Annotated in this window: 3 protein-coding genes; all 3 read left to right on the top strand. The window is 67.6% G+C overall.

Annotated features, from left to right (window positions below; translation table 11 throughout):
* A partial coding sequence (locus tag V6M49_RS18540) for a glycine cleavage T C-terminal barrel domain-containing protein (protein WP_332762607.1) occupies positions 1-1512 on the top strand: 1512 nt, incomplete at its 5' end.
* Positions 1505-2140 (top strand): sarcosine oxidase subunit gamma, encoded by a 636-nt coding sequence (locus tag V6M49_RS18545; protein WP_332762609.1) that lies wholly within the window; start codon positions 1505-1507, stop codon positions 2138-2140. The genes V6M49_RS18540 and V6M49_RS18545, both read left to right, overlap by 8 nt.
* A partial coding sequence (locus V6M49_RS18550; RefSeq protein ID WP_332762610.1) for an L-serine ammonia-lyase occupies positions 2141-3348 on the top strand: 1208 nt, incomplete at its 3' end.

Raw genomic sequence — 3348 nt, forward strand, 5'->3', positions numbered from 1 at the left:
GGTACTCCGGATGACTGGCACCACCACTTCGTGGACTTCCAGCGGGACCAGTCAGTGGCTGACGTGCTGCGGTCCACCGGTGCCGGCATGCGGTCTGTGGAGCACATCAAGCGGTACACCTCCATCAGCACCGCCAACGACCAGGGCAAGACCTCCGGCGTCAACGCGATCGGCGTCATCGCCGCCGCGCTCCGGAGCGCCGGCGAAGCGTCCCGCGGCATCGGCGACATCGGCACCACTACGTACCGCGCACCGTTCACTCCGGTGGCATTCGCAGCACTGGCCGGACGCCAGCGCGGCGAGCTGTTCGACCCCGCCCGCGTCACGTCGATCAACCCGTGGCACGTGGCCCAGGGCGCCCTGTTCGAGGACGTGGGGCAGTGGAAGCGCCCCTGGTACTACCCGCAGGGCAGCGAGGACATGGACGAGGCCGTGCTGCGCGAATGCGCTGCAGTCCGCGACTCGGTCGGGTTCATGGACGCCACCACCCTCGGCAAGATCGAAATCCGCGGCAAGGATGCCGGTGAGTTCCTCAACCGGATCTACACCAACGCGTTCAAGAAGCTCGCCCCGGGTTCGGCCCGCTACGGCGTGATGTGCATGGCGGACGGCATGATCTTCGACGACGGCGTGACCCTGCGCCTGGATGAGGACCGGTTCTTCATGACCACCACCACCGGCGGCGCCGCGAAGGTGCTGGACTGGCTGGAGGAATGGCTGCAGACCGAATGGCCCGAGCTCGACGTGCACTGCACGTCGGTGACCGAACAGTGGAGCACCATTGCCGTCGTCGGGCCTAAATCCCGGGCCGTGATTGCCAAACTGGCGCCGGACCTCGCCGCGGACGGCGGGCTGGAGGCGGAAGCCTTCCCGTTCATGACGTTCCGAGAAACCACCCTCGCCTCCGGCGTGCAGGCGCGGGTCTGCCGGATCTCCTTCTCCGGCGAACTGGCCTACGAGATCAACGTGCCGTCCTGGTACGGGCTGAACACCTGGGAAGCCGTGGCCGCGGCAGGCGCCGAATTCAACATCACCCCCTACGGCACCGAAACCATGCACGTGCTCCGCGCCGAAAAGGGCTACCCGATCGTCGGGCAGGACACCGACGGCACCGTCACCCCGCAGGATGCGGGCATGGAATGGGTGGTGTCCAAGGCCAAGGACTTCATCGGCAAGCGCTCCTACGCCCGGGCCGATGCCCGGCGCGAGGACCGCAAGCACCTGGTCAGCGTCCTGCCCGTGGACGGCACCATCCGGCTGCCGGAAGGCACCCAGCTCGTGGAAAAGGGCATCAGCACCAGCCCCGCCTACGGCCCGGTCCCCATGGAGGGCTTCGTCACCTCGAGCTACCACAGCGCCGCCCTGGGCCGCTCGTTTGGGCTGGCACTGATCAAGAATGGCCGCAACCGCATCGGCGAGACCCTGGTGGCCGCAGCCGGCGACCAGCTGGTTGATGTTGTTGTCGCAGAAACCGTACTTTTTGACCCCGAAGGGACCCGCAAAGATGGTTAATTCAGCAGCACTCGAAGGCATCAACGGACTCCGGGACATCCGCCGGAGCCCCGCCTCCCACCTGGCCCCGGCACTGGTGGCAGGCTCCGTCCAGGGCAAGGTTGTCCTGGCCGAGGGCCCCTTCCAGACCATGGCCGGAATCCGCGTGGACCCCCGCTCCGGGGAAGGGGCACGGATCGCTTCTGTTGCCGGCGGCTTGCCGGCACGCTGCGGCGACGTGGGCGGCGCTGACGGCGTCAGCGTCCTCTGGCTGGGACCGGCGGAGTTCCTGGTGGTTGCACCCGAAGAGGCCCACGACTCCCTGGGCGGCAACCTCATCGGGTCCCTCACGGAAGCGCTGGGTGACGCCCCCGGCCAGGTGGTGGACCTGTCCGCCAACCGCACCACCTTTGAACTGTCCGGCCCCCGCGCCCGGGCCGTCCTGGAAAAAGGCTGCGCCCTTGACCTGCACCCGCGCAGCTTCACCCCGGGAACCGCCCTGAACACCGAGGTGGGCAACATCCCGGTGGTCCTGCAGAAGACCGGGGAGGAAAGCTTCCGGCTTTTCCCCCGCGCCTCCTTCGCGGACTTCCTGGGCCGGTGGCTCCTCGATGCAATGCGCGAGTATGCCTCGCCAGAGGTCCCCTAAATGGCACTCAGCGTCTTGGACCTCTTCTCCGTTGGTATCGGGCCCTCGTCGTCGCACACGGTGGGCCCGATGCGGGCGGCGAAGCTCTTCGCCGACGGACTCAAGGGCGACGGCCACCTGAGCGCCACCAGGCGCGTCCAGGCTGAGCTGTTCGGTTCGCTCGGTGCCACCGGGCGGGGCCACGGCTCGGACAAGGCCGTGGTCCTGGGCTTCAAAGGACTGGACCCGGAAACCGTGGACACCGCCACGGCGGACGACCAGGTGGCTGCCGCGGCCCTCGACGCCGAACTCCTTGTCGGTGGCCACCACCGCGTGGACTTCAACTGGGACGAGGATGTGGTGCTGCACCGGCGCAAGTCCCTCCCGACCCACCCCAACGGCATGACCTTCCGCGCCCTGGACCATGCCGGGGCGGTGCTGAGCGAACGGAGTTTCTACTCGATCGGCGGCGGCTTTGTAGTGGACGGCGATGCCGGCGCCGAAGACAGGGTGGTGGCGGACTCCACCGTCCTCCCTTACCCCTTCACCACCGCCGACGAACTCCTGGCGATCTGCAAGCGCGAGGGCATGTCCATCTCCGACGTTATGCTGGCCAACGAACTCACATGGCGCAGCGAAGCGGAACTCCGGGAAAAACTGCTGGCACTCTGGGCAGTCATGCGCGAATGCGTGGACAACGGCTGCGTCGCGGAAGGGATTCTTCCAGGCGGCCTTAACGTCAGGCGCCGGGCGCCGTCGTTATTCCAGACCCTGACGGCGGACACCGGAGTGACTGACCCGCTCCGGGCGATGGAGTGGGTGAACCTGTTCGCTCTGGCCGTCAACGAGGAAAATGCCGCTGGCGGCCGGATCGTCACCGCACCTACGAACGGCGCGGCCGGCATCGTCCCCGCGGTGCTGCACTACTACGTGAAGTTCGTACCCGGCGCCAACGACGACGGTGTGGTCCGCTTCCTGCTGGCTGCGGCCGCCGTCGGAATTCTGTTCAAGATCAACGCCTCCATCTCCGGTGCGGAGGTTGGGTGCCAGGGCGAAGTGGGCTCGGCCTGCTCCATGGCGGCCGCGGGCCTGTGCGAGGTCCTCGGCGGAACGCCCGAGCAGGTGGAGAACGCCGCCGAAGTGGGGATCGAACACAACCTCGGCCTGACCTGCGACCCCGTGGGCGGCCTGGTGCAGATTCCCTGCATCGAACGCAACGCCATCGCCAG

The sequence above is a fragment of the Pseudarthrobacter sp. genome, from assembly GCF_036675385.1.
GTDB lineage: Bacteria > Actinomycetota > Actinomycetes > Actinomycetales > Micrococcaceae > Arthrobacter.

Excerpts from the sequence above, each read along its gene's own strand:
- V6M49_RS18545 (WP_332762609.1), top strand. The coding sequence starts at position 1,505 with ATGGTTAATTCAGCAGCACTCGAAGGCATCAACGGACTCCGGGACATC.